We start from the raw sequence: 26,168 nt of genomic DNA, 5'->3' as shown, positions 1-26,168 counted from the left end.
TTAGTGAATCTGTAGTATACTTGAAATCTGCTCCGCTAAAGAAAGACCAATTCTATCCTGTGCTTCCAATGTTGAAGCTCCTGTATGAGGTGTGAGGGAAATTTTAGAATGAGTGAGAATGTCTTTTGAAGGAGTAGGCTCATTAATGAAAACATCCAGTCCTGCAAACTTCACTTTTCCGGAATCCAGGGCTTCAATTAAAGCCACCTCATCAATAACACCTCCGCGTGAGCAGTTCACTATTGCAACTCCGTCCTTCATAATTTCAAACTCATTTTTTCCGATCATATATCCGTCTTTCTGTGCCGGTACATGAAGGGTAATAAAATCCGAATGCTTCAGAACATCCTGTAACGGTTCCGTTTCAATATCCACATTAATAAACTGGTTGTTATAGAACTTGACTTTTATACTTGCCCTGCCTACATTATTATCAGCCGCAACTACTCTCATTCCAAGACCTAAAGCAATCCTAGCAACCTCCTGTCCTATTCTTCCCATTCCAACGATACCGATGGTTTTCCCTCGCAATTCTATTCCTTTAGCATATGCTTTTTTAAGTCCTGCAAATTCAGTATCTCCTACTACAGGCATCTTTCTGTTCGAATCCTGTAAAAATCGTGCTCCTGAAAATAAGTGGGCAAATACCAATTCCGCAACCGACTCCGAAGAGGCAGATGGTGTATTGATTACATGAATTCCTTTTTCCCTTGCATAATCTACATCAATATTATCCATACCAACTCCTCCTCTTCCGATAATCTCAATGGATGGACAATTATCAATAATATCCTTTCTTACCTGTGTCGCACTACGTACCAGTAAAGTACGGATCTTGTGCTCATTAATGTAATCTACTAAAAATTCCTGTGGTACTTTTGTTGTGATTACTTCAAACCCTTTTTCAGTTAATGCATCAATTCCAGATTGATCCAGACCGTCATTTGCTAAAACTTTCATAAATACAATGTCTATTTAAATTTAAAAAGATTTAAAAATTAAAATTCGGCGTGCTGCTTTATCATTAATCTTTAAATCTTTGAATTATTTTTAATCTTCTTTGAAAACTTCGATTGTCACTTGTTTTTCGACCAGATCAGTAAATTTCCCTTTGTATCTTGTCGCTCTCACCAGGTGGTTATCAATCCAGTGATAGTTCCCTCCTCTTGGTTTTCCACACAAAACACTATGGTATTTGAATCCGTGTTTATCCAGCCAGTCAATTGTAATTTGTTTTAAATTTTCAGTGCGGGAAGTAAAAAAGCATATCTGATGTCCTTCATCATACCATTTATTTATGGTTTCTAAAGCATCGGGATAAGGCTCACAGGTAACCATTCTCTCCGGTTCTTCGTTCGGAACATCATCCGTAATTGTTCCGTCAATATCTATTAAGTAATTTTTTACTCCGTCCTTTAGTACTGGACTCACGTGTTCGATATAATCTAGCTCCATCATAAAAATTTGAATTACAAAGTTACGATTTTTACAATGAAAAGAGGTGTTAAACTTTGTTTATGTTAAAAATTTACTACTATAACGTAAATTAGATTAATAAATTCAATATTAAATCAACCAATTTTACATTTATGATTTAAAATTTTCAGTTTCACTTGAGTTTAATCACCAGAAGTTCATTAAAAATAATATCAGATTTCAACAAATAACCACAAGATTTACATTATTGATAATCTGAGATATCATCACTGAACAGAAAATTTTAAAATTTTTCTCCAAGGCTAATGCGCAACCGGTTCAAGGCATTCATAAGGGAAATACTTGATGTAAGTTCTACAATCTCCCTTTCAGAGAATTCAGTTTGAAGTTCTACAAGTAAATTACTGATATCTCCATTGATGAAGGTTACAGCGTCTGCCCACTGTAAAACTAAGAGCTGTTTTTTACTGAATGATGCCGAGTGCTTATATCCCGGGATCTTATTTATTATTGACTGATCGATACCCATATCTCTGAGTTCTCCGGCATGGAAACTGCAACAATAGGCACAGCCGTTTAACTGGGATATCCTCAGCTCGGCCAGAGCAATAAGTTTATTATCAATTCCTGAATTTCTGATACTTGAATGAGCCTGATATAAATATCCAACAGTTTGCCTGGCTATACTTTTATAATCCATCTTTTTTTTACAAAGCTACAGCAGGCATACATTCTTAAAAGAGTAAAAAAAACAGAAGATTAAGTATAAATAAAAGATTAATTTTGTACTAATCATTGATGCTGCGATGGACCATATACATGAGCTTATTGAAATCGAAATAACTGAGTTATCTGAATGGAAGGACCGTTTCCGTAAAAACAGTTTTTTTGAACTCGTCTTCATTCTTTCGGGGAAAGGAGTACAAAGTATAGAATACAAAACCCGGAATTATCAACCTCAGGATTTCTTTTTGCTTCCCTATTCAAAGTGTCATGCCTATGACATCATCCAGCCTACTCAATTTTTATTCATCCGGTTTACAGAGCATTATTTTAAAAACCTTAAAAATACGGATATCAATTACTCACAATGGTACAGCAAACTCAATTATATCATAGGATTCTATGATTTCAGCACAGGACTTGTTTTTCATGATAATAAAGACAAGGAACAGGTTAGAAGATTATTGGATATTATAGTTTATGAAAAGGATCAGAACGCGGCGTATTCTGAAACGTTAATCGCCAGTTCCCTGTCTTCAATACTTACAATTATCAGTTCAAGACTGGCCGATACGAAAGAGAAAGGTGATACTAAATTTTCTGAAATCATCCGGCATATCAATCAAAACATCATTAATGAGGATCAATTGTCTATCGATTATTTATCCAAAAAATTTAATCTTTCCGGAAAGTATTTCAGCGAATATTTCAAAAGAAATGCCGGCGAAACATTAAAGGAATATACTCAAAAAACCAAACTGCAGATAGCGATCAACAGGATTACATATACAACAGCTCCATTACAGGAAATTGCATGGAGCCTGGGTTTTACCGACGGAAGCCACCTTAATAAGGCCTTAAAAAAGCATTTCGGTATATCTTTATCCATATTGAGAAAAGAAAAACGAACTGCAGATCATTAAAAAGTTCCGAAAATTTCAGGGATTCCATTCGCGATCAGGCATTGATATGATGTTTCCCCAAAAATTTCCAAAATACATTTATTAGACTTACATTTGTAGGAATGGAAGAATTGGTAGTCTTAGTAAATCCGCAGGACAATGTTATAGGTTTGATGGAAAAACAGCAGGCACACATTAATGGCTTGCTACACCGGGCTTTTTCCGTATTTCTATTTAATGAAAAGGGAGAAATGCTCTTGCAAAAAAGAGCTTCGGAAAAATATCATTCTCCTAACCAATGGACCAATGCAGTATGCTCGCATCCCAGAAATGGTGAAAGCTATCTGGCAGGTGCAAAGCGTAGGGTGAAAGAAGAACTGGGAATAGAAGTAGAACTTGCGGAAAAATTCAGTTTTATTTATAAAGCTGATGTTGGCGGTGGACTTTGGGAGCATGAGCTTGACCATGTGTTCGTCGGAAATTATGATGCTGATTTCAGTTTAAATAAAAAAGAGGTTGAAGAGGTAAGATACATCTCCATTGCTGATCTGGATAAAGAGATCTCTGAGAACCCAGAAAATTTTACAGAATGGTTTAAAATCATTCTGGAAGAATACAAACACCATTTTTAGATGAGAAAAAATTTGATCGAAGGATTAATATTGATGTTAGGCTGTTTTACCTTTGCACAGAAAACGGCAGTTTATGAAAGTACCAATTACACGATTAACGTTCCTGAAGGGTGGAAATCGACAAATGACGATGATATTGTAAATATATTTCCTTCGAATGAAATTGGTGCCATTACAATTTCAGAATACCATGACCTGAATATTCCTAAAGAGGAAACAAAAAAATTCATCCTTGCCCTTTACAAATCCAATGATGAAGAAAGCAAGGTAAAATCCGGTAAAGGAAAGAAAGGAAAGAAAGGATACACAGAATATACGTATGAATATTTTGATGATCACGATAAGCTTTTCTGGATTACCAAAGTTTTTCAAAAAGAGAAAAACCTGTTCATTATTTCCATCAATTGTGGCCAGAAATATTGGAATGGCAATTATATGAATCTTTTCAATGATACTTTTAACAGCTTTAAAATAAAGTAATAAAAATAAATATGAAGAAAACAGCCTTGTACGACAAACACGTTTCTTTAGGAGCGAAAATAGTACCTTTCGCAGGCTTCGAAATGCCTGTACAATATTCCGGAGTTACGGAAGAACATTTTGCAGTGAGAGAAAACGCGGGAATATTCGATGTTTCTCACATGGGACAATTTTTCATTGAGGGTCCTGGTTCTAAAGAGCTTTTGCAATTCGTTACGACAAATAATGTAAATGCACTGGAAAAAGGAAAAGCCCAATATTCTTGTCTTCCTAATGAGAATGGCGGTATCGTAGATGACCTTATCGTGTATCAGATGGATGATGAAAAATATTTTGTAGTAGTTAATGCTTCAAATATTGAAAAGGACTGGAATCATATTTCAAAATACAACACTTTCGGAGCTAAAATGACCAACGCTTCCGATGAAATGTCACTTTTGGCAATTCAGGGACCGAATGCAACAGCAATCCTTCAAAAGCTTACTGACGTTAACTTGTCTGAAATTCCTTACTATCACTTCACAGTAGGGGCTGTAGCAGGAGTAAACGATGTCATTATTTCAAATACGGGATATACTGGCAGCGGAGGATTTGAAATTTATTTTAAAAATGAAGATGCCGTAAAACTTTGGGATGAGATCATCAAAGCAGGAGAAACAGAGGGTATTATTCCTTGTGGACTTGCTGCCAGAGATACTTTGCGACTTGAAAAAGGATTCTGTCTTTACGGAAATGATATCGATGATACAACTTCTCCTATTGAAGCCGGTTTAGGATGGATCACAAAATTCGATAAAGATTTCCTTTCTAAAGAAACCTTTGCAAAACAAAAAGAAGAAGGAGTAATAAGAAAACTGGTTGCTTTTGAACTTCAGGACAAAGGGGTTCCTAGACATGATTATCCTGTAGTGGATGCGGAAGGAAATGTAATCGGAAAAGTAACTTCAGGAACGCAGTCTCCTATGAAAAAGATTGGTTTAGGATTGGCTTATGTTGCTAAACCTCATTTTAAATTAGGATCGGATATCTTCATCCAGGTAAGAAATAAAAATATCCCTGCAAAAGTTGTGAAGGCACCTTTTGTATAGAAAGGAATATTTTATTAAAATAAAAACCGTAGGAGTTCCTACGGTTTTATTTTTTTTATTGGGGTTTTTGTTATCGGTAAACCAAAATATCCTTGATGATCATACTTCCATACAATTTCTTTTCCGCATTGGTAAAGTAATATTTATTTCTTCTGCTATAAGCGTCAGCAGTTCTGTAAGAAAATCCTGTTTGCCAGATAATGAGCATTTTGGTTTCATTTAAAATCGGATAATTGATATCATAAAACCGAAACAAAGACCGCTCAACAATGGTACTATCTCTTATATCTGGGGTGTTCCAAACAGTTCGTGGATATATTCTGGTCATTTTGCTCAATAAATAAGAAAAGGGTTTTCCTCTATATTCGAATTTCTTAAGTTCAAAATTTGTTTTAAGATAATGTAAAGTATCCAGTTCTTTGGTATTCTTTTTATCTAAATCAATCTTATGCTGAGCATGAAGATGACAAAAGACGCAACTTAACAGAACGAAAATATATTTCATGATACAAAGGTAAAACAGAATGCAAATATTGTTAAAATAATTTGCTTTTCCACAATAAAAAAGACTGTGTAGGATACAGTCTCTTTTAGTTTAATAGCAGATACAGCATAATTTCCGATCCGGGGTACATACATCACCCATTCCCGGATTATTGGAAACTACTCCACCGGCACCACCGCATAAAAAATTGCAATTTACAACAGGTCCGATTCCTCCATTGATTTCTCTAAGGTCTCCCCTGTTTAGGCTTTTGATTTTGTGAACATTTTTTAACATAATAATATTTTTGGTATCATCAAATATAGAATTTTTCCGACATATAGAAACGATATCTGAAGAAAAATAAATCACATAAATACCTGAAGTAAAATCACATAGAACAAAACCACGCCTTAATTTTGGCTATATTAAACCAATCACTCAACATTTATCTTTTAATTGACAAGCGATGTGCTGATGTCTCGTCCATACCACCAGTCAAAACACTAAGAACTTTATTCCATACATTCTTTTTCTCAGACAGGGATTGATTTAATTCATCGTAAGCCTCCGCATATTGTCTTTCATAATTTTGATCTTCCGAATCCGGGTAACTCCATGGAATATATTTCAGGATATCTAATGTTAAAGCATCAATTTCATCCGGTTCAAGGTTTTCCATGAGGGTTAGTTTTAATTTATAAGATTCAGATGTGGAAAGAATCCGGTTCAGATTCTTTGAAATAATCTCCCAGATGCTGTCCCATTTTTGAAGGTTTTCTGCTGTAAAAATACTGTTTCCTACATTTTGCATTTCTATCAGAATGTTAATTACAACATCTTTATAATGGTTGTAAGCTTGTCTTATTTCAAGCAGGTTGGAGCGGTCCTTATTTATGAATTTGTCTTCGATACTCCTAAGTATTCCAAGCAATACAATGATATTTTCAAGTAGCTTAGCTTTTTCGTTCAGCCATAAATTGATAATGATGCAATCATTAAACAAAACAATAAGTTCTCCAGCTTCATCAATCTTTTTTATGATGCCATCATTGCCCTCCACAATCTCCTTGTGGGTAAGGGTAATATCAGTGCTTAATTTTCTTAGGTTCTGGACAGCTTTTATTACAGGATTAAAATCTTTTTCCATCATAATTTGTTTTATTTTTTGTGTTTATAAATTATAGATGAAAAATTTCACAGATCCTGTTTAGGGAATTTGGGAATTAAGAGAATCAGGGAGTTTTTTCATCACCAGCTAACATACAAAAAAATCTAAAAATCATTTTTTTATCAAATTCTACTGAAAAGCAAATATCCGGTAAACAATACCGGATATTCAAAATCGTACATGTATTTAATTGAGTGAAATATTTCGAATCAGAAAAATAATCCTTTACAAATCGAAGTTTTAAATTTGTATGATCTTATTTTCAGAAATTAATCGGCACCAAAGAACTTTTTTAAATTCTCAATATTGTTTTTGTCATTTCCCACAAAAATTTCCTTATCCGTTACGAAAACAGGTCGCTTCAAAAAGGTATAATGATCCAGTAATAAATTTTTAAAATCCTTTTCTTTTAATGATTTTACATCCAGTCCCCGTAATTTGATCTGTGTAGACTTTTTGCTAAACAATGCTTCATACGATTGAGTCCTTTTGTACATCTCAGCAAGCTCTTCTTCTGTAACCGGCTCTTTCTTAATTTCTCGGAGTTCCCAGTCTGTAAGATCAAACTGTGCCAATATCTTTCTGCAGGTATCGCAGGTATTCAGGTGGAATACTTTTTTCATCTCTATTATGATTTTTATGATCCTAAAAAAGCTTATGATAAGCTTTAACCCTTCAAAATTATGATTTAATTCAGGATTTTGAAAATTATTAAATATCTTTATTCAAATTTTATACAATGCAGAACAAGCCAATTACGTTTCAGTTTATCTCGGAACCATCGGATGTTAATTATGGAGGAAATGTTCACGGGGGAAGCGTGATGAAATGGATAGACCAGGCCGGCTATGCCTGTGCGACTACCTGGAGCGGAAATTATTCTGTAACGGTTTACGTAGGGGGAATTCGTTTTTATGAACCCATTAAAATCGGGGAAATTGTGAAGGTTGAAGCTCAGGTTATTTATACCGGAACCTCCAGCATGCACATTTCGATCAATGTATTTTCGAGAAACCTCAAGCAACCTAATTTTGACAAGAAGACACATTGCATCATTGTTTTTGTGGCCGTGGATGAAAATGGCAAAAAGCTGCCTGTTCCTAAATGGGTTCCTGAGACTGAAGAAGAAAAGCAGCAGGAGCAGTATGCAAAAAGACTTATGGAATTAAGGACCCAGATTGAGGATGAAATGAAGCCTTTTTTATAAGAAAGGCAGCAATTCATTAATCATAAAGAGATGAGCAACAATTTATAGTTAAGGAATAGAAATTTATAGATATCATGAAAATTATTTTTACATTATCTGCCCTGTTAATTATTACTTTTGTTCAGTCCCAGACCCATAGGTTCATTTATGAGCTCAAATATAAAATGGACTCCACGGAATCCGGTTATGAAAAGCTGAATATGATCCTGGATATCACCCCAAAAGAAGTTAAGTTCTACGGACAAAACCTAATGGCTACGGATTCTTTAAATAAAAAGTTCGGAATGAACTCCAGCTATACGGATATGTCCGGACAGGTTGTAAAAAGAAAAGTCAACTCCTTTGATCACGAAAATTTCATTAACATAAAAGCAGGATATTATTCATTCAGGACTACGGACAAAATCAACTGGATGATCTCTGATGAAGTGAAAAAAGTAGAACATTACACTTTGCAAAAAGCAACTGCCGATTTTGGAGGAAGAAGCTGGACTGCATGGTTTTGTAAGGATATTCCATTTAATGAAGGACCTTTTAAATTTCGTGGTCTGCCGGGTTTAATTTTTGAATTATCCGATTCAAATAAAAATTTCATCTATCATCTTCTAAAAAGCGAAACATTAACCGGAACACCATCCACTGAAGATTTTCTGGAGTCTAATTTTGGCAACAAAGCGGTCCCTATCAATGAAAAGCAAAAGCAAAAATTATTGCTGGAATTTTATAATGACCCTTTTGCTTTTGAAAGAAATACCATCAGCAAAACGGCAACTGATCTTAATATCAATATCAACGGAAAAGAAATCCGCAATGTAGATGAGCTGAATACACAAACCAAAAGCATGCAGGAGGTAATAAGAAAGTATAATAATCCTATTGAGATTGATAAAGCAATGCATTATAAGATTAATAAATAATATTTATCTTTGTAGTTCAAAAGGAAATGGTGTTCTTCCTTACCCAACCGCTTTACGTAAGCTGATGACGCCTGATTAATAGATTATCAACCAAAATTAATCAGGATTATTATGTCTAAAAATCCCCGAACAGTAAGTAAAAAAATAGTATTTCATTCAAGATTTTTCTTTAGAAAATTCCCTGCTCTCCCATATATTGTAAAATGGCTTTGCATCAGCTCGATCATCGGGATTCTGGTCGGAAGTGCCTCAGCCGGGTTTTTGCAGTCCCTTGAATGGGCTACCCGTTTCAGAGAGAACCATATCTGGTTGATTTCGCTTCTTCCGGTGGCCGGTTTTTTAATAGGCCTGCTATATCATTACTATGGAAAGGACGTCGAAGCCGGTAATAATTTACTGATCGATACCATTCATGATCCTCAGGAAACCATTCCTTTTAAAATGGCTCCTTTTGTATATCTGGGTACTATAGTTACTCATTTTTTTGGAGGTTCTGCAGGCCGGGAAGGAACAGCAATACAAATGGCAGGAGCAATTTCAGACCAGATCAGTAAACCATTCAGACTGGATAAAACCGAAAGGAAAATTTTAATTATTGCTGCCATAGCTGCTGGTTTCGGTTCTGTTTTTGGAACACCGCTAGCCGGAGCGGTATTCGGTCTTGAAGTTTTTCTCATTGGAAGGATCCGTTATAATGCCATTTTTCCTGCATTTGCGTCTGCTATTATTGCAAACTGGGCAACCGATCTGTGGAATGTAAAACATACCCATTATCATATTGATTTCGTCCCAAAACCTGAGTTTTTACCTATTCTTTACAGTATTCTGGCCGGTATTGCTTTTGGTCTGTGTGCAGCAGCATTCAGTAAAATGATACATTGGGCAGGAAGAATATTCAAATCTAAAATCACGTTTCCCCCATTCCGGCCTATTGTGGGTGGTGGTATTGTTGCTATTGCTGTATTTACAATGGGAACGACACGGTATATCGGTCTGGGGATCCCCACAATTGTGGAATCATTCGAAAATCAGCTGCCTTTTTATGATTTTGCCTTAAAAATGATTTTTACGATCATAACATTATCCGCAGGATTCAAAGGCGGTGAAGTAACTCCGTTATTTTTTATCGGAGCAACATTGGGAAGTGCTTTATCCCTGTTTATCCCTCTTCCTTTCGGGCTTTTGGCAGGAATGGGTTTTGTGGCAGTTTTTGCGGGAGCAACCAATACTCCCCTTGCGTGTATGCTTATGGGGATTGAGCTTTTTGGAGCTGAATCCGGAATTTATGTTGCCATAGCTTGTGTTGTTTCTTATTTGTTATCGGGCAGAAACAGCATTTACACACGGCAAAGAATCGGACAAGCTAAACATCGCAGATACGAGAGCGACCAGGATAAAAGTTTTTCAGATCTCTGAATTTTAAAGGTATTCTTACATACAATTTAACTAAGTTTGTGTCTTAATTGTTTTTACAGCATGTTTGACTACAGACTTAAAGTTTTTCATACGGTTGCTTCAAGACTGAGCTTTACAAAAGCTTCTGAGGAGTTGAATATCTCGCAACCGGCGGTCACCAAACATATCAAGGAAATAGAAAGCCAGCTTAACACCAGGCTGTTTAACAGGAAAGGTACATCTATCCAGCTTACTGGTAGTGGAGTCATACTTTACAAATATGCAGAAAAAATCCGCAATATGTACAGGGATCTGGAGTTTGAAATTTATCAGCTGAATTCTGAACACAGGGGAAAACTGATTATTGGAGCAAGTACTACCGTTGCACAATATATTCTTCCTGAGATCCTCGCAAAATTTCATTCGTATTACCGGGATATTAAGATTGAACTGCTTACTTACAATACAGAAGCTATATCAACATTATTAAAAGAGGGTAAAATTGACTTGGGAATCATTGAAGGCGAATCCCAATCTTCTTATTTTGATTATAAAATTTTTAAACCCGATGAAATTGTACTTGTTGCAAAATCGGACCACCCTCTTATGAACAAGACACTGCAATTGAAAGACTTATACAATACAGACCTGATCTTCCGGGAGCAAGGTTCGGGAACACAGGAATTTATCCAGAGTCGGTTAAAAGAAAAAGGCATTGATCTAGAAAATCTCAATATTGTTATGCAATTGGGAAGCAGCGAAAGTATAAAAAACTACCTCCTTCATTCCGAATGTCTAGCATTTCTTTCCGTAAGCACTGTCTTAAATGAGCTGAAAAATAATACTCTGACGATTATTGATATTAAAAATTTCAGTATTGAACGAAACTTCCATTATATCCTTCCGAAAGGAGAGCAATCTGCCCTTATTCAACTTTTCTTAAAATTTATAAATTATAACTAAAAGTTATAAAGTATAACAAAATACAATTTACATTGTAATAATTAATTGTAGAATTTTGAAGAATGAATTCAAGAATCTATAATATGAATCGTTTTATCCACAACGAAAAAACAAAGAAAATCATTTTCCTTACATTAGCAGTCATTACGCTTACACCGTGGATTTCATCTCCCATCGCTCTTGCTTTAGGATTTCTACTCGCTGTCCTTTTAGGAAATCCTTTTGAGAAATATCTCCATCGGTATATTCACTTACTGCTTCAGATATCCATTGTAGGGTTGGGTTTCGGATTAAAACTTAACGAAGCTTTACAGGCTGGTAAAACGGGTTTTATATTAACCGTTGTGAGCATTGCAACAGTAATGATCCTGGGGTATTTTTTAGGTAAAATATGTAAGCTGGAAAAAAAATTGTCATATCTGGTTTCTGTTGGTACCGCTATCTGTGGAGGCAGTGCCATAGCGGCTACCTCTCCCATCATTAAACCCAGCACCAAACAGATTTCTCTTGCTCTTGCAATCATTTTTACTTTAAACTCCATTGCATTATTTGTTTACCCTGTTATTGGTCATGCATTACACCTTTCCCAGGAACAATTCGGGTTATGGTGTGCGATCGGTATTCATGATACCAGTTCCGTTGTTGGAGCTGCAGGCAAGTTTGGGGATGAAGCATTAAAAACAGCCACTACTGTGAAGCTTGCCCGTGCTTTATGGATTATTCCGGTTTCTCTTATTACCATGTTGATCTTTAAAAATAAAGAATCGAAGATTAAAATTCCGTGGTTTATCGGATATTTTGTTTTTGCAATCTTATTAAATACCTATATACCCTTGTTTGCTCATTTCAGCGAGATCATTACCACAGTTTCAAAATCAGGATTAAACTTAACTTTATTTCTTATTGGATCCACCCTTTCTCTGCAAACCTTAAAAACAATTGGTTTTAAGCCACTGACTGTAGCTGTCATCCTATGGATTTCTATAAGTACGGGAACATTGTTGTATATTATCCATTAAAAAGACAAAAGCCCTTTGGATCCCCAAAAGGCTTTTGCGTATTAAATGTGGAAATGTTTATTTCTAACTGAAATAATTCATAATTAAATTGCCGACTGATCACAAGTATATACCTGTGGGCAAGCAATGTACTGAATGCAGTATTTAGGACCAGTTACAGAACCTGAACAGCTGCATCCGCATAGAGATAAATCAGGATTCACGTTTACACCCCCTACGATGTTTTTAAGTTCTCCTTTGTTTAATTTCTTAGCGTTTTTAAAAATGTTGTTTACCATGTGATTTGATTTTGAGATTGAACAATATAGTTTAATGATTTCAAATTTAAACAAATAATTAATATTCAAAGCATAGTTTACGAAAAAAATTCATAATTTATTAATATAAAAACAGTTATTAATTTTTTAAAGCAAAAAATACTTTTACAATTTATTAAACACCTGCTGTTATTCTGTAAATTCAAGGTCTTTGTTATGAGTTTCGGAGATCGTAATTGATGAATAAAATGCCAGTCCGAAAACGATTACTCCAACAATAGCGGCACTTATGATAACAGTAAAATTATGCTTAAGTAAGTCAAAAGCCAGAATCATTACAGGCACCAATCCCCTTACCATATTAGGAACAGTAGTCGTTGCCGTATTCCTGATATTGGTCCCGAACTGTTCGGCAGCCAGGGTAATGAACATGGCCCAATATCCTGTTCCCAGCCCTAGCCATACACAGAAAATGTAATATTTGGTTTCGGTATTGGTATTACCGAAAAGCATAACTGCAACACCTACCAGCGTAAATGCCAGCATATAAAAAATAGCCATTTTCCTGGATTTTAAAAGATGCGAAATAAATCCACTCATCAAATCCCCGATAGATATTCCAACGTATCCCCACATAATAGCTTTTCCGGGATTGATCTCCTTAATGCCCATTTCCGGAGCAAACTGATTGGCTAACACAGCAAGAATACCTATACAATACCAGGTTGGAAGTCCGACAGCTATACATTTCATATACCTGATGAAACGATCTTTATTGGTAAAAAGGGAAAGAAAATTGCCTTTTGAAACATTCGTCTGATGCTCAATATTCTTATAAATTCCCGATTCTGAAACGCTTATCCTTAAAAATAGCAGCATAATCCCCAGAACACCTCCGATAATGTAAGAAATATTCCAGCTTCCGGCGAGTTCAACAGTTAGCTGAGCCACTACCGCACCCATTAATCCAAAACCTGCCACTACAGATGTCCCTATTGCCCGTAAACTTTTTGGGAGGCTTTCAGAAACAAGGGTTATTCCGGCTCCAAGCTCTCCGGCTAACCCAATACCTGCTATAAACCTTAAACCCGCATATTGGTACACCAAATGCTCTTTAGGAAAGTAAGGAAGGAATCCACAGGCTATGTTTGCGAGGGAATATACAAGAATAGAACCGAATAATACGGATAGCCGGCCTTTTTTATCTCCAAAAATACCCCAGAAAACCCCACCAATCAATAAGCCGGTCATCTGGCAATTCAAAATGAAGGTACCATCCACATCAGGATTGAGGCCTAAAGCTTTTAAACTCGGAATCCTTACAATACCGAATAAAAGAAGGTCATAAATATCTACGAAATAACCGAGAGCAGAAATAATTACCGGAATGGAGAAAATGTACTTCAGCTTTGAAGACATGGATAGTTCTTGCATTTTTAAATTTTGATAAAAATAAAAAACCTTTCAATTTCTTGAAAGGTTTTTACAGAATATCTTTGTTAAATTATTATCTCGCAATATTCACAGCTCTCGTCTCTCTGATTACTGTTACTTTTACCTGTCCGGGATATGTTAATTCGTTCTGGATCTTTTCAGAGATATCGTAAGACAACTGAGAAGCAATTTCGTCATTCACTTTTCCGCTTTCTACCATTACTCTCAACTCTCTACCTGCCTGAATCGCGTAAGCACTTGATACTCCATCAAAGCTTAATGCTGCCGATTCAAGATCTTTCAGTCTCTGAATATAAGACTCCAATACCTGACGTCTTGCCCCCGGTCTTGCTCCGGAAATAGCATCGGCAACCTGGATAATTGGAGACAACAGGGAAGTCATTTCAACTTCGTCGTGGTGAGCTCCAATAGCATTGATTACCTCAGGATTTTCTCCATATTTCTCAGCCCATTGCATACCTAACAATGCGTGAGGAAGTTCAGATTCCTGTTCAGGAACCTTACCGATATCATGTAAAAGACCTGCTCTTTTTGCCAGTTTCACATTTAATCCAAGTTCAGCAGCCATGGTTGCAGCAATATTGGCTACTTCTCTGGAGTGCTGTAATAAGTTTTGTCCGTAAGAAGAACGGTATTTCATTCTACCTACGATCTTAATCAATTCAGGGTGTAATCCGTGAATTCCTAAATCTATGATGGTTCTTTTACCAACCTCAATGATTTCTTCTTCGATTTGTTTTCTCGTTTTTTCAACAACTTCTTCAATTCTTGCAGGGTGGATTCTTCCATCTGTAACCAATCTGTGAAGTGATAATCTTGCAATCTCTCTTCTTACAGGGTCAAAACATGAAAGAAGAATAGCTTCCGGGGTATCATCTACGATAATCTCTACTCCTGTTACCGCTTCCAGTGCACGGATATTTCTACCCTCTCTACCAATAATTCTACCTTTTACTTCATCAGATTCGATATTGAAAACCGATACTGAGTTTTCGATAGCCTGCTCTGTCCCGATTCTTTGAATCGTTTGAATTACGATTTTTCTGGCTTCACTCTTGGCATTAAGCTGGGCTTCTTCCATGATGCTCTGAACATGCGCCTGAGCTCTGGTTTTAGCTTCTGCTTTCATGGATTCTACCAATTCAGCTTTTGCTTCTTCTGCCGTATAGTTAGATATCTTTTCAAGAATTTCAACTTTTTTAGAAGTCACAGAATCCAATTCCTGTTGTTTTCTTTCTAAAATTTCGTTCTTCTTTGCATAATCTGCAATCTGCTTATCCAGATCCTTTTCAAGCTTTCCGGTCTTACTAAGCTCATCATTCAGCTTATGTTCCTTATCTTTTGTTCTTTTCTCAATCTCCTGTATTTTCTTTTCACGGGCCTGGATATCGGCATCGTGCTGAGATTTTAATTCAAGGAATTTCTCTTTAGCTTGAAGGTTCTTTTCTTTTTTTATGGATTCGGCTTGTACGTTAGCTTTTTCTATAAGGTTTTCAGCATTTTTCTTTGCATCATCTATAATAAATTTTGCCTTGGCATTGAGTGAGCTCTTAGAGAAAAGAATCCCTATAACCGCACCAACTACCAAGCAAATAACGCCGACTATAATGGCTGTTGTCATATATATTGAGTTTTAATTGTCTTTAATCATTTAAATAAAAAAAGCCTACAATAATCCAGTGATATAGAGTAAACTCCTAATCAACACGATTTGAACTGATTTCCACTGTCTGTAATCCGGAGAACCGGCACGCCATTCGATGGACATTTGTTCGGTAATTGTTTAGCGTTGAGTTTACCTTTAATGTGTTAGAACTATTGTAGGCAGTTGTTTCAGGAAAAAAAATCTATTTCCCAATTTCATTCAACGTCTGATTAATCTTTACTAATCTTTCGTTGGTTGAATTTATGTTTTTTTCGTAGTTAAGTGATACTACTTCAGCATTGGTTCCTAATTTAAGGGCACACATGGCCAAAGCATCCTGTTTATCTCTTACATCGAAGTTTTGTTCAAAATCTTTAATCATACTTTCAATCTGCTTCCCTACTTTACGCAAAGTCTCTTCCTCTGCGGCCGGTACGTTCAGCGGATACACTCTTCCTGCAATGTTGATGGTTATTCTCCTTACCTCCATTATAATCCACTGTTTTGAAGCTGAGCAATACAGAAATCAATTTCCTTTACTAATCGATTGATATGGTTTTTCATTAATCTATTATGTTCGGGATTTCCTGATATTGCTGAATAAAGTTTTATCTTTTTTTGTTCTTCTGCTAATACCTGACTTTTTTTTCTTTCCTCATCATATTTCTTCTTCAATTCTTCATGCTCTGTATTCAATTCCGTAAATTTCTCAGTAAGATTCTGATAGTTTTTATGTAAATTCAAAATCTTTTTTTCCAGCTCTGAAAAATTATTCTCTAAATCTTGAAGCATTCCAGGTTTTATATATTCTAACTGTTAGCAAAAATATAAAAATATTGACATTAACAAAAATAAAAGTCTCTATATTTTGATATGATGAACAAAAAAGGAGATGCTTTCGCATCTCCTTTTTATATTTTAAGTCTTTTCTTATTCAAATTTCAATACAAACATGATGGCTCTTGTCTGTAAAGTAGACATTGCAGCTGCCCAGTAAGGAGGAGTGTTTGCGTTATCCGCAACAACTTCGTTGTTCATAATGAACGTACCTCTGATGGCCGGAGTCAGTTTAAACTTATTGAAGTAAAACTGGATTCCCATCTCCGCAGACCACGCAAAGTTATGTGTAGTGGATCTGAAAACCTGCTGAAGGTTATCATCAGTGGAAGTAGAGTTGGATTGAAGATTCACGATATAATTTACCCCTGCAGCGACATATGGTCTGGAATTGTACCATCTCTGTCCGTGAAGCTCAAGCATGACCGGAATATCTACCAATGTTGATTTTACCTGTCTTACTTTATCTTTTTCCGTTAAAGGAAATGGAGTAAAAGGAGCATTTGTTAAAGTACCAGCCGCATACTGGTCATTAGACTGCGTGTTGAAAGTAAGTTCCCTTTGAGCAAATTGCAAGCCTGGTTCTGCTCTTAAATCTAAATAGTCATTCAATCTCCATTTACCGATTAATCCGGCTCCGAAGCTTGTACTGCTCTTAGATGTAACAAGATTTTGATTCCCATTCATACCATATCTTGGGTTTAATACGATACGGTAGTCCAGTATATTGCCATTCAGATAAAAACCCCAACTGAAGACTTGTTGATCAAATTCCTCCAACTTATCCATTCTGTTTCGGGTTCTAAATTGCGCATCTGCAAAGATTGCAATATTTACTGAGGCTAACACCAGTGCTTTTAATAAAAATTTATTCATAGGTTACTTTGTTGCTTTATAAATTGTGGCTATACCTAAACTTAGTTTTTTATATTCTACTTTCTTAAATCCTGTATCTAAAAGAATTTGTCTCATCTTCTCCCCGTAAGGAAAAGCATTTACAGAATCCGGAAGGTATGTGTATGCCCTATTATCTTTAGAAACCAATTTCCCTATCGCAGGTAATATGTTTTTAAAATAAAACATATAAAATGGCCCCAAGAACCCCTCAACCTTTGAAAACTCAAGTATAAAAACACTTTTGTTATCTTTTACTACTCTTCTTAACTCTGCTAAACCTTTTGTAAGGTTTTCAAAATTCCTCACTCCAAATGCAACGGAAACAGAGTCGAATCTATTGTCCTCGAAGGGTAAATTTTCTGCATCCCCCTTCTGCATGGAAATTTTGCCGTCTAATTTAAGTTTTTTTATTTTAATAACGCCAACATTTAACATTTGTTGCGATAAATCCAAACCAACTACTTTTGCATTGGTTCCTTTTTCAATTGTAATGGCCAGATCCCCCGTTCCTGTAGCCACATCCAGCACTTCCTGAGGGTTGTCATTTTTCATCCATTTGACCAATTTATTTCTCCATATGATATCAATCTTCATTGATAAAACACGGTTTAAAAGATCATACTTGGGTGCAATATTGTCGAACATATCCTCTACCTGGCTTTTTTTTGTAGCATCAGAATTGTAGGGAGTTACTTGGTTGATATCTTTTGTCAAAACTTGTAATATTCTTTATAGTAATTAAGGTAATCTTGCTTTCTGAAAATCTTTGAACGGGATTCTACTTTGTCAATATTTTTAATGATCTTATCATAATCCTCATCTACATTATAATAAAAATCATCAGTAAACAGTTTATTGAAATGCTTCGCTCCGCCCAGATATTCTTTTCCGTCTATTACGGTTTTATTAAGCTCCAAAAGTAATGAATCTTTTTTAAGATTGTATCCATAATATTGGCGGTTAATATAATAATCCTGGTGAGCGATGTTCAATAACCCGCGAATTTTATTTACCTCAAAGGCAGAATCGTAAAGTATTTTTTTATTCTGATCGAAAACTTTAATAGAATTTTTTCCTTTATTCAAATCAACCTTCACCGACTGTCCTGCTGAAATAATTCCTTCAGAACCGTTATTAATTCTATAGTAATAGGTATTGGGAGTGGGGTTGTCTACTAAGTAATAATTTTTCTTAGCTAAAAAAAGGAAATAAATCCCAAAGGCAATGATAAACGCCACAACAGCAATAAGTAAGCCTTTTAAGGATGGATTATTTTTCATAGACTGTAAAGTACAATTTTTGCAAATTTAATAATATTTTTAATTCTTTCTTATTAAGATTAATTATTAACTTTGCGTTTTTAAAAAATCATTTAAACGAATGCCGAATACGATCATTATTGGTTCTGGATCTTACCTTCCTAAAAGGATTATCGGGAGAGACTTTTTTCTAGGTTCAGAATTCTATACAGAAGACGGGGTAAAGATTGACAAGCCTACTGAAGAAACGATTGCCAAGTTTGTAGAAATTACAGAAATAGAAAACAGAAGATTCATTGACGAAGATCTTTCAAACTCACAAATAGGTTACGAAGCTGCAAAGCTAGCCATTGCAGATGCTAAAATTGACGGTGAAGAACTGGATTATATTATTTATGCCAGTAATTTTGGAGAAGTTACTGTAAACGGATACGCTGATTTCATGCCTACAATGGCTGCCAGAGTAAAGAATAAACTGGGTATTACGAACAGAAAATGTGTAACCTATGACATGCTTTTCGGATGTCCGGGATGGGTGGAAGCAATGATCTTAGCAGATAATCTGATCAAAGCCAAAGCAGCAAAAACCATTTTAGTAATCGGTGCGGAAACTTTAAGCCGTGTTACAGATCCACACGACCGAAACAGAATGATTTTTGCAGACGGAGCCGGAGCTGTAGTAGTAAGAGCTACAGATGAGGAAAATGTAGGAATTATTGCACACAATACAATTTGCGATAATGGAATTGAATTGAACTACCTTGCCAACGGACCTTCGATCAATAAAGACTCTGATCAAACCCGCTTATTTGTAAGAATGCAGGGTAGAAAGATCTATGAATACGCATTAAAAAATGTTCCGGCAGCCATCAAAGAAACTATTGATGACGCTGGGCTTTCTATTGAGGATATCGACAAAATATTAATCCACCAGGCTAATGCAAAAATGGATTACGCTATGATCGAAAGACTTCACAAGCTTTATGATGTAAAAGATTATGATCATACTATCTCTCCAATGACCATTCAGGAGTTTGGAAATTCGTCTGTAGCAACCATTCCTACCATGTATGATTTAATAATTAAAGGAAAAATGGCTGGTCATTCGTTTAAAGAAAAAGGTAACGTTGTTATGACTTCGGTAGGTGCCGGAATGAACATCAATGCTATCGTTTATAAATTTCCTTAAGAATAAATAATTTAAAAATATTAAAAGCACAAAGGGAAATTTTCTTTTGTGCTTTTTTAATCTGATTATGCAAAAAAATTTTTTAATTATTGCCGCCATATTTCTGTTTTTGGAAATATACATTTATCAGGCGATAAGGACATTGGCGGATAATTCCTGGGTGAAAATCGGTTACTGTGTTTTATCATTAGCTATTTACGGGCTTTTCGCCTATGAGCTTGCCCATTTTCAGAAAGCAGACCGAAGTTCTGTAAGAATTCAATGGATGATGTCCCTCTTTCTCATTTTCATCCTTCCCAAAATTTTCATTGTTCTGTTTTTATTGATCGATGATATTTTCAGGACCGGTACCTATATCCTTGGATTCCGAAACCCTGCAGAAAACTTTTTCCCGGAGAGAAGAAAGTTTTTAAGCTTAATGGGACTCGGTCTGGGAGGTGTACTTTCGGCACTTTTTATTGATGGAATTACATTTGGTAAGTACAGGCATAAAGTGAGAAAGGTTAAAGTAAAAATTGCTAATCTTCCTAAAAACTTCAAAGGTTATAAGGTCATACAGATCTCCGATGTCCACAGCGGAAGTTTCGCCGATCCAAGTAAATTAGAGCACGCCATTGAGCTGATTAATGAGCAAAAACCTGATCTGGTCTTATTTACTGGAGACATGGTCAATAATGTTTCTGAAGAGTTCAAACCATTTATACCCTTATTTTCAAAAATAACAGCCAAGGATGGCAAATTTGCAGTACTGGGAAACCATGATTACGGTGATTATGTTACCTGGACCTCTCTGGATGCCAAGAAAAAGAACCTGGAAACGCTTATTGACTATGAAAAACAGGCCGGATTTGACATGCTGAGAAATGAACACAGAATTATCGAAAAAGATGGTGAAAAGCTTTATATTCTGGGTGTAGAAAACTGGGGACTTAAACCGTTCCCTCAATTCGGAGATCTTGATAAGGCGATTGCAGGAGTGCCGGAATCAGCCGCAAAAATATTAATGAGCCACGACCCTACTCACTTTGATTCCATTGTAAAACAACACCCCGGAAATGTCCAGTTGACGTTATCAGGCCATACCCACGGAATGCAGTTCGGTCTTGATCTTAAAAACATCAAATGGTCACCAGTCCAATACCGTTATCCAAAATGGGCGGATATCTATGAGAGCGAAGGTAAATTCCTGTATGTAAACAGAGGGTTCGGAGTGCTTGGATATCCAGGGAGGGTTGGAGTTTTACCTGAAATCACACTTTTTGAGTTGAGTTAGAAGTTAGAAGTTAGAAGTTAGAAGTTAGAAGACAAAATTAGATCTTAGGTATCATTTCAATAAACTACTTAAGACATTTTTCAATTCGTGTGTTACTGTAAACTTTCTTATTAAAAAATATAATCTTTCATACGGGAAGTAGCCATTTCTTTCTCGTTGATCCAGGTAAGGAGGGCATTTAATTTGTCCTCCATTTTTTTTCCTGATGAAAAGCTTCTGTAAAAAGGAATATCAAAGGGATACGTCTTAAAATCCGTAAACTGCCAGGAATTAAGATAGATCAAAACAAATTCATCATTCTTTAATGTTTCAAAAACCATATTCTGGTAATATTTCATAGGCAATATCTGAAATACAAAATCATTGTAGGGTAATTGACTGTACGGCGAAATACTTTCCGGAACAATACTTAACCCATCTTCTTCTGTAATCTCAGTATCCCTTTTCAGCCTTTTGAACGGAAAAAGAATATTGGCATTATCGATATTGGAAACATAATTAAACTCAAGTAATTTCAAATTCTCCTGCGGAAGTTTTACATCTTTCTGGCGAATTCCCCGTATCTGTTTTCCAAAACATTCTTCTATATTTTTCTTAACTGCTTCGATTTCCTGAAGGGAAGAATTTTTATTATAAAAAGCAATTTCATGCCCACGGGTTGAAATTGCTTTTATAAGATGATGAAGTTTTTCAACGATGGAGACCTCAATAAAAAATGTGGCTTTCGTATCGTGAATATCCAAAATTCTGAGAATAGCTTTTGTATTATCAACTGTTATTTTTAAACGGTCATCGCCTGTAATCTGAGCATTAGTTTTAGTCTTTGCTTCAATATCAAGGATGTTAAAAGTTAATAATATCATTTAAACTTAATTTTATATAAATTTTATAATACATTAAAAATGAGACGTTAAAAACATTTTTAATTAAAGCTATACTTTAATTAGCTAATTTTTACCTAATTTTACTTTAAGATTCTTGATCATGTCTTTTGTCATTTCAGAAATTCCAAAATCATACGTCAGTCCCCAATCTTTTTTGGCGATTGAATCATCAATTGAAGCCGGCCATGAATCTGCAATTTCCTGTCTGAAATCAGGTTTATAATCGATCTCAAAATCCGGAATTTCTTTCTTGATTTCTTCTGCCAATTCTTTTGGAGTAAATGACATTCCACCTAAATTATAAGAAGAACGAACCGTTAAACTTTCTTTTGGAGCCTCCATTAATTTCAATGTCGCATTGATAGCATCATCCATATACAACATAGGCATCCCTGTATTTTCAGAAATAAAACTCGTATACTTCCCCTCCTCTATCGCTTCGTAAAAAATCTCTACCGCATAATCCGTAGTTCCTCCTCCTGCCGGAGTCTTCCATGAAATCAACCCCGGATAACGGATACTTCTCACATCCACTCCGTGTTTGTCAAAGTAATACTCACACCATTTTTCACCTGCCATTTTAGAAATACCATAAACGGTAGTAGGATTCAGGACTACATCCTGCTCAACATTTTCTTTTGGAATTCCTTTTCCGAATACTGCAATTGAACTTGGCCAAAAGATCTTTTTAAGCAATCCTTCTCTTGCCATTTCACAAAAATGAAGGAGAGGCTCCAGGTTTAGCTTCCATGCAAAAATAGGCTGCTTTTCTGAGGTTCCGGACAATAAAGAAGCTAAGTGATAGACAGTCGTGATATCATAATCTTTAATGATTTGTCTCACAAGCTGGGTGTTGGTAACATCCATTCTCTCATAATAGCCGGCTGATGTAATTCCCTTCTGCCATCTGTCGAGGCCTGAGGCTACAACATTTTCCGCTCCGTGGATCTCAACAAGTCTGTTGGTAAGTTCAGTTCCGATTTGCCCTAAAGCACCGGTAATCAGTATTTTTTCCGTATAGGATTCCATTTTTATTTCTTTTAGGTTTTGAATTTTACAAAAGTAAAAAAATCATGCTTATCATAATAAAAAAAGGTGCGTAAAAACACACCTTCAGAACATTGTCAGAAGTTCTCTAAAAACTAAAATTCAGCCTTGTAAAAAGAAATCTTCCATTCATCCCAAACTGCGAGACATTTCTGGAATATACAAACTGATTTTGATTAGAGAGATCAATTGTAGCGGGTGTATAAACAATATTTCCTGCAGCATCCACAGTAGGCCTCTGCACCGGCGTTGGCCCATAATTTTTATCAGGATAGATATCGAACAGGTTATTGGCACCAATCGTCAGGATAAAGCTCTTATTGAATTTAAAACCAACGGAAAGATCGGTTATTACCTTAGCACCCCAAACCGGATGTTCATTTTCAACAACACTGCCATTGATTATTTCATAGCCAATTTTACCATCTCCATTAACATCCATTGTATTAGGATCGGTCACCTTTCCAAAATATACATTTCTTAGTAAAACATTAAATCTACCAATCTCCAGGCCGTTATTAAGAGATGCTTTAAACCTCGGAACGGCTTCTTCTACATAGATGCGACTGGTCTCGGAATAATAACGATTGATCTGCCCTGCATTAATTAAAACATCAGAGCCGTGGATATTCCCTACCCTATTTGTTTTGGAAATAGTGACAGCCAGATCGGAATTTAGTGAAATGTTTGATGAGAATTTAGCACGGTGGGAAATAACACCCTCCAATCCTTTTGTCTGAGTATCAATAGCATTGGCGAAAAAAGTTGCCGCATTGGCATTAGCCTTATCAAACTCCCTTTGAAGGTTAAACAAAGGACTTCCGCCTGGATACGTCCCGCTTGGCCTCAAAAACTGGTCCGTTAAAACAACTCTGTTTTTAATTTTAATATAATATCCATCCACCGTAAATGTAAGGTTCGCATTAGGTATTTTAGCAGTAAAGCCGGCGGAATAGCTTACAGATTCCTCCTGTTTCAATTGTGGAATTCCTAAATTTTTTGCTATTTCAGAATCATTAGAGAATGTACCAACTTCATATGCTATACCACCCACAAATTGTGTAGATGTTGCGTTATAGTAAATCTGCTGCAAAGAAGGTGCACGAAATCCTGTAGAATGCGCAGCCCTAAGGTTAATCTGATTCGTTAGCTTATATCTCGTAGCAATTTTGTAGTTAAATGTAGATCCAAAGTCAGAATAATTCTCATATCTCACAGCACCGCTTATCAGCCATTTATCCGTAACATCAAGCTCAGTATCTATATAGCCCGCGACGGAACTTCTTCCCTTATTTAAGCTATTCGCTGGTCTGAATCCCGGAAATACCTGAGCTCCACCTGGTCTCACCGCACCAAAAAAATCAGTCGGTTTAAGATTAGCAGGTGTTGAAACATCCTGAACATTGCCATTAATATCATAGAGTGCCCAGGAATCCTGTTCTCCACTTTGAATTTTATACCTCTCAAATCTGGCCTCTCCCCCAAATGCAATATTAAACCCCTGAAGCCAGTCAACTTTTGTATCAAAATCCGCATTAACGGTATTCTGTGAAAAATTGAGTCCTCCAGCTTTAAATTCTGTTTTACTCGGATAAAGCATAGAAGCATTCGCCGTATTTTTAATGGTATAATCGAAAGTATTCCGACCGTATGTGTTGCTTATATCATAATTAATATTTCCTATTTTACCTTTAAGACCTGTTGCCAGGGAAAGATCTATAACATCAGAAGCGATTTCAGGCAGGAAACCATTGGGATAAATAGAAGTAGAAGCCCTACTCTCATAAGGCCTGCGGAAAAAACCTCCCGCATTGCCACTTCTATAGGAAATCCCCCCAAAAGCATATCCTTTTACGGAAGAAGCAAGATCAAATTCAGAATTCATGAAAAATTGCCCCGATGTCAACCTGGACTGTCCTACTCTCATATTAAAATCGTTTCTCGCAAGCCCTCTGTATGCCATTTCATTTTCTGAAACATCAGTTTTTAAAAGTGTTTGAAGCTGAGAAATACTATTGGCATTCTGAATCTCAGTTTGAAAAGCGGGACTAAAATAATTTACATTTTGAGCATATTGATGAATATAATCAATAATCTGTTGGGAATTGGGAGTGTTCCCGATATTTCCGAAAAGGGAGGAAATATTGACACCGTTCTCCAGCGCCCTTTGTTCGATAGCATTATAGGCATTAAAAATCTGCCCGGTAGCAGCATTGGCTCTTCGTGTCTCTTCCCGCTTCATTAAACTTGCCGTAAAATTGATGAATCCATTCTTTCCTATAGCTGTACCATAATTAAGGTCTAATTGATATTTACCTCCATCCCAGCCTCCGCTGTGGTCATTGGATCCTTTGGAATTAAATCCCCCTGCTGTAATTGCCGAAGTAAATGCATTGGTATTCTTCTTCATGATAACATTAATCACCCCCGCAATAGCATCGGAACCATATTGTGCAGAAGCTCCATCTCTCAAGACTTCCAGACGTTCTATAGCAAATGCAGGCAATGCATTCAGATCGGTTCCCACAGAACCTCTTCCGGGAGAACCATTTACATTAACCAGCGAAGAGGTATGTCTTCTTTTACCATTAAGCAAAACCAATACCTGGTCGGGACCCAACCCTCTCAACTGAGCCGGATCAATATGATCCGTACCGTCTGCAACTGTGGTTGAATTTGAGGTAAACGAAGGAGCTGCATAATTCAGAATCTGGTTGAGATCCATCTGCGGAGTGATAACAGACTGTGAGCTGATATTGATAACATCTACAGGTACAGGCGTATCCGTTGCTACTCTTGCTTTGTTTCTGGACCCTAAGGTAATTTTGATTTCTTCTATATTCTTCGTTTTTGTAGAATCGGTTTGTGCATGGGCATAAACGGAAACAAAAAATAATGCAGCGAGAGAAGCTGCCTTCTGGTAATTTTTGATCATACGGTTGTTTTTTTTCCAAAAGTAATGAATTATCTTTTAAAAACAATTTAAACGCAAACAAAAACCAGTTTT

29 protein-coding genes and 1 riboswitch are annotated in these 26,168 nt (G+C 36.1%); of the genes, 11 read left to right on the top strand and 18 right to left on the bottom strand.

The window, feature by feature from the left end:
• From AC0INN_RS02365 to AC0INN_RS02355, 3 genes are all read right to left on the bottom strand, one after another.
• Positions 1-960, bottom strand: a complete 960-nt coding sequence (locus AC0INN_RS02365) for a D-2-hydroxyacid dehydrogenase (protein ID WP_172277710.1) — start codon at positions 958-960, stop codon at positions 1-3.
• 90 nt (positions 961-1,050) lie between these two features.
• Positions 1,051-1,458: an LNS2 domain-containing protein gene (locus AC0INN_RS02360; protein WP_373428005.1), complete on the bottom strand. Its 408-nt coding sequence runs from the start codon at positions 1,456-1,458 to the stop codon at positions 1,051-1,053.
• 262 nt (positions 1,459-1,720) lie between these two features.
• A complete protein-coding gene (locus AC0INN_RS02355) occupies positions 1,721-2,137 on the bottom strand; it encodes a carboxymuconolactone decarboxylase family protein (RefSeq protein WP_306611520.1) in 417 nt (138 codons plus the stop codon).
• A 106-nt stretch (positions 2,138-2,243) separates the two neighbouring features.
• On the opposite strand from AC0INN_RS02355, the gene AC0INN_RS02350 reads away from it, so the two are divergent.
• From AC0INN_RS02350 to gcvT, 4 genes are all read left to right on the top strand, one after another.
• Complete coding sequence (locus AC0INN_RS02350; RefSeq protein WP_306611519.1) at positions 2,244-3,083, top strand: AraC family transcriptional regulator; 840 nt, start codon at positions 2,244-2,246, stop codon at positions 3,081-3,083.
• A gap of 101 nt (positions 3,084-3,184) precedes the next feature.
• On the top strand, positions 3,185-3,694 hold the full coding sequence (gene idi, locus AC0INN_RS02345) for an isopentenyl-diphosphate Delta-isomerase (RefSeq protein WP_273647489.1): 510 nt from the start codon (positions 3,185-3,187) through the stop codon (positions 3,692-3,694).
• Positions 3,695-4,174 (top strand): hypothetical protein, encoded by a 480-nt coding sequence (locus tag AC0INN_RS02340; RefSeq protein WP_306611516.1) that lies wholly within the window; start codon positions 3,695-3,697, stop codon positions 4,172-4,174.
• Positions 4,175-4,185: 11 nt separating this feature from the next.
• A complete protein-coding gene (gcvT, locus tag AC0INN_RS02335; protein WP_273647487.1) occupies positions 4,186-5,262 on the top strand; it encodes a glycine cleavage system aminomethyltransferase GcvT in 1,077 nt (358 codons plus the stop codon).
• Positions 5,263-5,332: 70 nt separating this feature from the next.
• Here gcvT and AC0INN_RS02330 read toward each other — a convergent pair whose 3' ends face one another.
• The 4 genes from AC0INN_RS02330 to AC0INN_RS02315 form a co-directional block, all read right to left on the bottom strand.
• Positions 5,333-5,767, bottom strand: a complete 435-nt coding sequence (locus tag AC0INN_RS02330; protein ID WP_273647486.1) for a hypothetical protein — start codon at positions 5,765-5,767, stop codon at positions 5,333-5,335.
• Between the two features lie 90 nt (positions 5,768-5,857).
• Positions 5,858-6,043, bottom strand: coding sequence for a hypothetical protein (locus tag AC0INN_RS02325; RefSeq protein WP_273647485.1), 186 nt, complete (start codon positions 6,041-6,043; stop codon positions 5,858-5,860).
• A 151-nt stretch (positions 6,044-6,194) separates the two neighbouring features.
• The gene (locus AC0INN_RS02320; RefSeq protein ID WP_306611515.1) at positions 6,195-6,899 is read right to left on the bottom strand and encodes a hypothetical protein; all 705 of its coding nucleotides are present in this window, start codon (positions 6,897-6,899) and stop codon (positions 6,195-6,197) included.
• A gap of 287 nt (positions 6,900-7,186) precedes the next feature.
• The gene (locus AC0INN_RS02315) at positions 7,187-7,540 is read right to left on the bottom strand and encodes an arsenate reductase family protein (protein ID WP_273647483.1); all 354 of its coding nucleotides are present in this window, start codon (positions 7,538-7,540) and stop codon (positions 7,187-7,189) included.
• A gap of 116 nt (positions 7,541-7,656) precedes the next feature.
• On the opposite strand from AC0INN_RS02315, the gene AC0INN_RS02310 reads away from it, so the two are divergent.
• The 5 genes from AC0INN_RS02310 to AC0INN_RS02290 all read left to right on the top strand — a co-directional run bounded on the left by AC0INN_RS02310 (position 7,657) and on the right by AC0INN_RS02290 (position 12,418).
• Positions 7,657-8,124, top strand: a complete 468-nt coding sequence (locus AC0INN_RS02310; protein ID WP_172277690.1) for an acyl-CoA thioesterase — start codon at positions 7,657-7,659, stop codon at positions 8,122-8,124.
• A gap of 74 nt (positions 8,125-8,198) precedes the next feature.
• Entirely contained in the window at positions 8,199-9,041 is an 843-nt protein-coding gene (locus AC0INN_RS02305; protein ID WP_273647482.1) for a GLPGLI family protein, read from the top strand.
• Positions 9,042-9,054: 13 nt separating this feature from the next.
• A riboswitch (Fluoride riboswitch) is annotated at positions 9,055-9,122 on the top strand.
• A gap of 30 nt (positions 9,123-9,152) precedes the next feature.
• The gene (locus AC0INN_RS02300) at positions 9,153-10,457 is read left to right on the top strand and encodes a voltage-gated chloride channel family protein (RefSeq protein WP_273647481.1); all 1,305 of its coding nucleotides are present in this window, start codon (positions 9,153-9,155) and stop codon (positions 10,455-10,457) included.
• Positions 10,458-10,517: 60 nt separating this feature from the next.
• Positions 10,518-11,399: a LysR family transcriptional regulator gene (locus AC0INN_RS02295; RefSeq protein WP_273647480.1), complete on the top strand. Its 882-nt coding sequence runs from the start codon at positions 10,518-10,520 to the stop codon at positions 11,397-11,399.
• Positions 11,400-11,461: 62 nt separating this feature from the next.
• Positions 11,462-12,418 (top strand): YeiH family protein, encoded by a 957-nt coding sequence (locus AC0INN_RS02290; RefSeq protein WP_306611512.1) that lies wholly within the window; start codon positions 11,462-11,464, stop codon positions 12,416-12,418.
• An 83-nt stretch (positions 12,419-12,501) separates the two neighbouring features.
• Here the strand turns inward: AC0INN_RS02290 and AC0INN_RS02285 are convergent, their stop codons facing one another.
• The 8 genes from AC0INN_RS02285 to AC0INN_RS02250 all read right to left on the bottom strand — a co-directional run bounded on the left by AC0INN_RS02285 (position 12,502) and on the right by AC0INN_RS02250 (position 18,789).
• Complete coding sequence (locus tag AC0INN_RS02285; protein ID WP_172277680.1) at positions 12,502-12,696, bottom strand: hypothetical protein; 195 nt, start codon at positions 12,694-12,696, stop codon at positions 12,502-12,504.
• 168 nt (positions 12,697-12,864) lie between these two features.
• Positions 12,865-14,109: an MFS transporter gene (locus AC0INN_RS02280; RefSeq protein WP_306611509.1), complete on the bottom strand. Its 1,245-nt coding sequence runs from the start codon at positions 14,107-14,109 to the stop codon at positions 12,865-12,867.
• Between the two features lie 73 nt (positions 14,110-14,182).
• Positions 14,183-15,751, bottom strand: a complete 1,569-nt coding sequence (gene rny / locus AC0INN_RS02275) for a ribonuclease Y (protein WP_172277676.1) — start codon at positions 15,749-15,751, stop codon at positions 14,183-14,185.
• A 226-nt stretch (positions 15,752-15,977) separates the two neighbouring features.
• Positions 15,978-16,265 carry a cell division protein ZapA gene (locus AC0INN_RS02270; RefSeq protein ID WP_172277674.1) on the bottom strand — a complete coding sequence of 96 codons (288 nt, stop codon included), beginning with the start codon at positions 16,263-16,265 and terminating at the stop codon, positions 15,978-15,980.
• Positions 16,265-16,567, bottom strand: a complete 303-nt coding sequence (locus AC0INN_RS02265; protein WP_172277672.1) for a hypothetical protein — start codon at positions 16,565-16,567, stop codon at positions 16,265-16,267. The genes AC0INN_RS02270 and AC0INN_RS02265 overlap by 1 nt, the downstream gene beginning before the upstream one ends.
• A 138-nt stretch (positions 16,568-16,705) precedes the next feature.
• Positions 16,706-17,488, bottom strand: a complete 783-nt coding sequence (porT, locus tag AC0INN_RS02260; RefSeq protein ID WP_172277670.1) for a type IX secretion/gliding motility protein PorT/SprT — start codon at positions 17,486-17,488, stop codon at positions 16,706-16,708.
• A gap of 3 nt (positions 17,489-17,491) precedes the next feature.
• Positions 17,492-18,223 carry a bifunctional demethylmenaquinone methyltransferase/2-methoxy-6-polyprenyl-1,4-benzoquinol methylase UbiE gene (gene ubiE, locus AC0INN_RS02255; protein ID WP_172277668.1) on the bottom strand — a complete coding sequence of 244 codons (732 nt, stop codon included), beginning with the start codon at positions 18,221-18,223 and terminating at the stop codon, positions 17,492-17,494.
• Positions 18,220-18,789 (bottom strand): hypothetical protein, encoded by a 570-nt coding sequence (locus AC0INN_RS02250; protein ID WP_172277666.1) that lies wholly within the window; start codon positions 18,787-18,789, stop codon positions 18,220-18,222. The genes ubiE and AC0INN_RS02250 overlap by 4 nt, the downstream gene beginning before the upstream one ends.
• A gap of 100 nt (positions 18,790-18,889) precedes the next feature.
• Between AC0INN_RS02250 and AC0INN_RS02245 the strand changes: the two genes are divergently transcribed.
• Both AC0INN_RS02245 and AC0INN_RS02240 read left to right on the top strand, forming a co-directional pair.
• The gene (locus AC0INN_RS02245) at positions 18,890-19,957 is read left to right on the top strand and encodes a 3-oxoacyl-ACP synthase III family protein (protein ID WP_172277664.1); all 1,068 of its coding nucleotides are present in this window, start codon (positions 18,890-18,892) and stop codon (positions 19,955-19,957) included.
• A gap of 67 nt (positions 19,958-20,024) precedes the next feature.
• A complete protein-coding gene (locus tag AC0INN_RS02240) occupies positions 20,025-21,230 on the top strand; it encodes a metallophosphoesterase (protein WP_273647477.1) in 1,206 nt (401 codons plus the stop codon).
• A gap of 110 nt (positions 21,231-21,340) precedes the next feature.
• Here the strand turns inward: AC0INN_RS02240 and AC0INN_RS02235 are convergent, their stop codons facing one another.
• The 3 genes from AC0INN_RS02235 to AC0INN_RS02225 form a co-directional block, all read right to left on the bottom strand.
• Positions 21,341-22,093, bottom strand: a complete 753-nt coding sequence (locus AC0INN_RS02235; protein WP_273647476.1) for a polysaccharide deacetylase family protein — start codon at positions 22,091-22,093, stop codon at positions 21,341-21,343.
• An 84-nt stretch (positions 22,094-22,177) separates the two neighbouring features.
• On the bottom strand, positions 22,178-23,143 hold the full coding sequence (locus AC0INN_RS02230) for an NAD-dependent epimerase/dehydratase family protein (RefSeq protein WP_172277658.1): 966 nt from the start codon (positions 23,141-23,143) through the stop codon (positions 22,178-22,180).
• A gap of 106 nt (positions 23,144-23,249) precedes the next feature.
• On the bottom strand, positions 23,250-26,096 hold the full coding sequence (locus AC0INN_RS02225; RefSeq protein WP_273647475.1) for a TonB-dependent receptor plug domain-containing protein: 2,847 nt from the start codon (positions 26,094-26,096) through the stop codon (positions 23,250-23,252).
• Between the last annotated feature and the right edge of the window lie 72 nt (positions 26,097-26,168).

This window comes from Chryseobacterium subflavum (assembly GCF_055762745.1).
This window is presented reverse-complemented; position numbering and strand designations above follow the sequence as displayed.